The 4,770-nt window shown below is 74.9% G+C and carries 4 protein-coding genes and 1 pseudogene; 3 read left to right on the forward strand and 2 right to left on the reverse strand.

Annotated features, from left to right (window positions below):
• A partial coding sequence (locus tag BG452_RS29905) for a UDP-N-acetylglucosamine--N-acetylmuramyl-(pentapeptide) pyrophosphoryl-undecaprenol N-acetylglucosamine transferase (protein ID WP_188307481.1) occupies positions 1–580 on the reverse strand: 580 nt, incomplete at its 3' end.
• A 212-nt stretch (positions 581–792) separates the two neighbouring features.
• On the opposite strand from BG452_RS29905, the gene BG452_RS29910 reads away from it, so the two are divergent.
• The 3 genes from BG452_RS29910 (at position 793) to BG452_RS29920 (ending at position 4,020) form a co-directional block, all read left to right on the forward strand.
• A complete protein-coding gene (locus BG452_RS29910) occupies positions 793–1,482 on the forward strand; it encodes a response regulator transcription factor (protein WP_317621287.1) in 690 nt (229 codons plus the stop codon).
• Positions 1,479–2,867 (forward strand): HAMP domain-containing sensor histidine kinase, encoded by a 1,389-nt coding sequence (locus BG452_RS29915; protein WP_317621288.1) that lies wholly within the window; start codon positions 1,479–1,481, stop codon positions 2,865–2,867. The genes BG452_RS29910 and BG452_RS29915 overlap by 4 nt, the downstream gene beginning before the upstream one ends.
• 145 nt (positions 2,868–3,012) lie before the next feature.
• Positions 3,013–4,020, forward strand: coding sequence for an NADP-dependent oxidoreductase (locus BG452_RS29920; RefSeq protein WP_188307483.1), 1,008 nt, complete (start codon positions 3,013–3,015; stop codon positions 4,018–4,020).
• 72 nt (positions 4,021–4,092) lie between these two features.
• On the opposite strand, the pseudogene BG452_RS29925 reads toward BG452_RS29920, so the two are convergent.
• A pseudogene (locus tag BG452_RS29925) lies at positions 4,093–4,770 on the reverse strand (hypothetical protein); the annotation flags it as partial.

Consider the following 4,770-nt stretch of genomic DNA (forward strand, 5'->3'; position numbering starts at 1 on the left):
TGGTCTGGACGTGGTCCAGAAGATCGCCGCCGCGGGCACCCTGGAGGGCTCCCCGGACGGCCACCCGATGGCCGACGTCACCTTCAACTCGGTTACCGTGTCGAAGGGTTGACCGACCCCGGGGCCAGGGGCTGCGGGGGGGGGGGGGGGCGGGGGGGGGCCGGCGGGCGAAGGCGTTGGCCCGGCCCGGCACGGCGTTCGACTCGTGGATCAGGCTGGGCAGGCCGGACATCCGCGCCGCGAGCACGGCCGGCGCGGAGGCGTACCCGCCCATCCCCACCACGACCTGCGCCCGCTGGTCGTCGACCGCGCGCTGCGCCTGCCTCGCGGCGCGGAGCAGATCCGCCGGCAGCAGGTAGCGCCGGGCACCGAGCGAGGGGTCGAAGGGGATCATGTCGACCGTGTGCAGCCGGTATCCCGCCTCGGGGATCAGCCGGGTCTCCAGGCCCCGTGTGGTGCCGACGAACGAGATCACGGCGTCGGGGTCGGTCTTGCGCAGGGCCTCCGCCAAGGCCAGGCCCGGGTAGATGTGGCCGCCGGTGCCGCCGGCACCGATGACGACCGAGAGAGGTGTGTGCATGGCTCACCACCGTGGCGGCCCGGCCTAAGAGGGCTTTAAGAGAATGCGGCCTTCGACCGCTATCTTTCGGTATGCCCGGAACGGCCCGCGAGCACGGAGCGGGCCGTCGGAGCAGGCCGACGACACAGGTCGACGGCACAGGTCGACGCAGCAGGTCAACGGAGTGGGCCGACCGAACAGGTCGGCGGCGAACGAGGAGTGGAGGGCCGTCGGTGCGGATTCTGGTGGCGGACGACGACCAGGAGGTACGGGAAGCCGTGGCCGACGGACTGACCGTCGAGGGCTACGAGGTGGTCACCGCGGTCGACGGGCACGACGCCCTCGCCAGGATCGCCTCCGACGAGCCGGACGCGATCGTCCTCGACGTGATGATGCCCGTCCTGGACGGGCTCGCCGTGTGCCGGCAGCTGCGGGCGCTGCACGACCGGACCCCGGTGCTGGTGCTGACCGCGCGGGACAACATCAGCGACCGCGTCGACGGCCTGGACGCCGGCGCCGACGACTACCTCGTCAAGCCCTTCGCGCTGGCGGAGCTGACCGCCCGGCTGCGCGCGCTGCTGCGCCGCGCCGCGTTCGACGCTCCCGGCGGCGAGGCCGACGCCGAACTGCGCTACGCCGACCTGGTGCTGGACCCGCGCACCCGCACCGGGCAACGCGGTTCCCGCCGGCTGGAGTTCAGCCGCACCGAGGCGACGCTGCTGGAGCTGCTGCTGCGCCACTCCGGGCAGGTACTCACCCGCGAGACCCTGCTGGAGCGCGTCTGGGGGCAGGACTTCGGCCCCGAGTCCAACTCCCTCGCCGTCTACGTCGGTTACCTGCGGCGCAAGCTGGAGGCGGGCGGCGAGCCACGCCTGGTGCACACCGTGCACGGCGTAGGCTACCGGCTGGCCGCGGACTCGTGACCCTCCGCGTCCGGCTCGCGGTGGCGGCCGCGCTGGCCGTCGCCACCGTCGCCCTCGGCCTCAGCTGGGCCGCCTTCGCGGTGATCCGCTACGAACTGACCCACCAGCTGGACCTGGAGCTCACCCAGGCCGCCACCGTCGCCACCCAGCAGCAGGGCGGAGAGCCGCCGGGCGTGCTCTCCGGGCAGTGCCGCTACCTGGCCGCCCCGGCCTGCACCCAGCTCGTCCCGGCCGACCCGGCCCGCGACCCCCGGTCGGCCGTCGCCCCGTACCTGTTCCCGGTCACCCCGGCCGTGCGCGAGGTCGCCGCCGGGCAGCGCGCGGCCTACTTCAGCACCACCACCGTCGCCGGCTTCCCCGCCCGGATGCTGGTCACGCCCTTCCGGGGCGGCACCGCGCTCCAGGTCGTGCTGCGCTCGGACGGGGTCGACCGCGCCGTGCGGCAGTCCGCCGCCGCGTTCGCCGGGCTCGGCGCCGGCGGGGTGCTGGCGGCCGGACTTCTCGGCTGGTGGGTCTCCCGGACCGGCCTGCGCCCGGTGACCCGGCTCACCGCCACGATCGAACGGATCACGGCCACCGGCGATCCCCACCACCGGATCACCTCCCACGCGGCCACCGGCCGCCGCCGCGACGAGGTCAGCCGCCTCGGCGAGAGCTTCGACACCATGCTCGACGCGCTGGAACGCTCGGTCGCCGCCCAGCGCCGCCTGGTCTCCGACGCCTCGCACGAACTGCGCACCCCGCTGACGGCGCTGCGCACCAACGCCGAACTGCTGGCCCACGGCGACCGCCTCACCGACGCCCAGCGCCAGCGGGCCGCCACCGCCCTGGGGCGGCAGCTGCGGGAGGTCACCGGCATGGTCAACGACCTGGTCGAACTCGCCCGCGACGAGGAGCCCCAGGCCCTGGTCGAACGGTTCCGACTGCTGCCACTGGTCGAACACGCCGTCACCTCGGCGCGCGGGCACTGGCCGGGGCAGGCGTTCACCCTCGCCGTCGGCCCCGGCGCCGCCGAGGCGGTCGTGCCGGGCGTCCCCGCCCGGCTGGTGCGGCTGTTGGGGAACCTGCTCGACAACGCCGCCAAGTTCGGGGCGGGGCGCGGCCCCGTGGAGGTCCGGGTGGCCCTCGTCGGCGACCGCGGCGAGACGCTGGAGGTGTCCGTCCGCGATCACGGCCCGGGCATCGCCGCCGAGGACCTGCCGTACGTCTTCGACCGCTTCTACCGCTCCGACACCGCCCGCAGCCTCCCCGGCTCCGGCCTCGGACTGGCCATGGCCCGCCAGATCGCCCGGGCCCACGGCGCCGACCTGGTCGCCCGGGAGCCCGGGCCGCCGCACGGCGGCGGGGCCTGCTTCGTCCTGACCGGGCTGCCCGTCGCGCCCTGAGCCGGCGGGCGCCACGTCGGGGGCGACCCCGGGCCCGTCCGGGCTCGGAGGACTGCGTGCCGACACCCCCTGGCGCGTGAATAAGCGCTTGCTTAGAATCGGGCACCTGTCCGTGTTCCGTACGAGTACGTCCCCGGGAGTCGCCATGACCGCCGTCAACCGCCAGATCCGCCTCGCCCGTCGCCCGGTCGGCGAGGTCCGGCCGGAGGACTGGGCGTACGGGGAGGAGCCCGTCGGGGTGCCCGGGGACGGTGAGTTCCTGGGGCGGACCCGGTACGTGTCGCTGGACCCGGCGATGCGCGGTTGGCTGGACGACCGGCCGTCGTACCTGCCGCCGGTCGGACTGGGCGAGGTCATGCGGGCCGGGTCGGTGGTCGAGGTGCTCGCGTCCAACCACCCGAAGTTCCAGGTCGGCGACCACGTGGTGGGCGCCTTCGGGGTGCAGGACTACGCGGTGTCGGACGGCAAGGGCGCGCTCAAGGTCGATCCCGCGCTGGCCCCGCTGTCCACCTACCTCGGGGCACTCGGGATGCCCGGGATGACGGCCTACTTCGGCCTGCTGGAGGTCGGCGCCCTCAAGGAGGGCGAGACCGTGGTGGTCTCCGGCGCCGCCGGGGCGGTCGGCACGATGGTCGGGCAGATCGCCAAGGTGAAGGGCTGCCGGGTGGTCGGGATCGCGGGCGGGCCGGAGAAGTGCGCGCTGCTGACAGACGAACTCGGCTTCGACGCGGCGATCGACTACCGGGCCGAGGACGTCCGCAAGGCACTGCGCACCCACGCCCCCGACGGCATCGACGTCTACTTCGACAACGTCGGCGGCCCGATCCTGGACGCCGCCCTCACCCGGCTGGCGATGCACGCCCGGGTGGTGATCTGCGGCGCGATCAGCCAGTACAACACCGAGGACGCCGTCCAGGGCCCGTCCAACTACCTGTCCCTGCTGGTCCGTCGGGCCCGGATGGAGGGCTTCGTGGTCTTCGACTACGCCCGCCGGTACGCGCCGGCGGCGGCCGAGATCGCGGGCTGGATCGGCGAGGGCCGGATCACGGTCAAGGAGCACCTGGTGGAGGGCACCGTCGCGGACTTCCCGGAGACCCTCGGGATGCTGTTCCGCGGCGAGAACACCGGCAAACTGGTGCTCCGCCTGGTCTGACCCCACCTCCGGACCCGCAGCCGCCACACGGCGGCGGCTGCCCCGGGCCCGCGCGGCCCGGGGCAGCCGGTGTCAGAGCGCCGACAGCATCGCCCGCAGCCGCTCGTCCTCCACGACGGCCGAGTCCACGTGCCCGTGGCAGGCGATCCGCCGGTCGGCCTCGACCAGCCCGGCGATCCGCTGCCGCTGCGCCTCACTCAGGGCAGCCGACCCGAGTTCGCGGAGCGCCTCGCAGGCGCAGCCCGCGTCGAACCCCGCGTCGACGGCGTCGAGGGCGGCCTCGGCGAGCCGGCCGCGGTCGAGGGTGGCCGGGTCGGCGATCCGGAGCAGGGCGAGCACGGCGGTGGGGGCCTGCCCGGGCTCGGCGAGCAGCCCCTCCAGCCGGGGCACCAGCGTCCGGGCCGCCGGACCGAGGAGGCCGGCGGCCCGGACGGCGCGCAGGGCGGTCCAGCGGAACCACATCCGGTCGCCGCAGCGGTCGAGGACGGAATCCAGGATCCGGACGGCGCTTTCGGTGTCACCGTCGATCCGCCAGAGGGCGGTGGCGATCGCGATGTCGGCCTCCAACTGCGGGGAGGTCGGCTCGGCGTCCTGGCTGACCGCCGCGCGCAGGGCCGGGAGCAGTCCGACGGCCGCCGCGCCCAGCTCGGCGGCCGCCTTGACGGTCTCGGTGAGGTCGCGCGCGGCGGTCAGCCCTTCGGTGACGGCGGCGAGCAGCGGGCCGGGTTCGCCGGTGAGCCGGTGGTGGGC

Origin of the sequence: Streptomyces sp. CBMA123 (assembly GCF_014596465.1) — a bacterium.
Taxonomy (GTDB): Bacteria; Actinomycetota; Actinomycetes; order Streptomycetales; family Streptomycetaceae; genus Kitasatospora.

Bases quoted from the DNA above. Each gene is read 5' to 3' on its own strand.
- BG452_RS29920 (WP_188307483.1), top strand. From the start codon at position 3,013: ATGACCGCCGTCAACCGCCAGATCCGCCTCGCCCGTCGCCCGGTCGGC.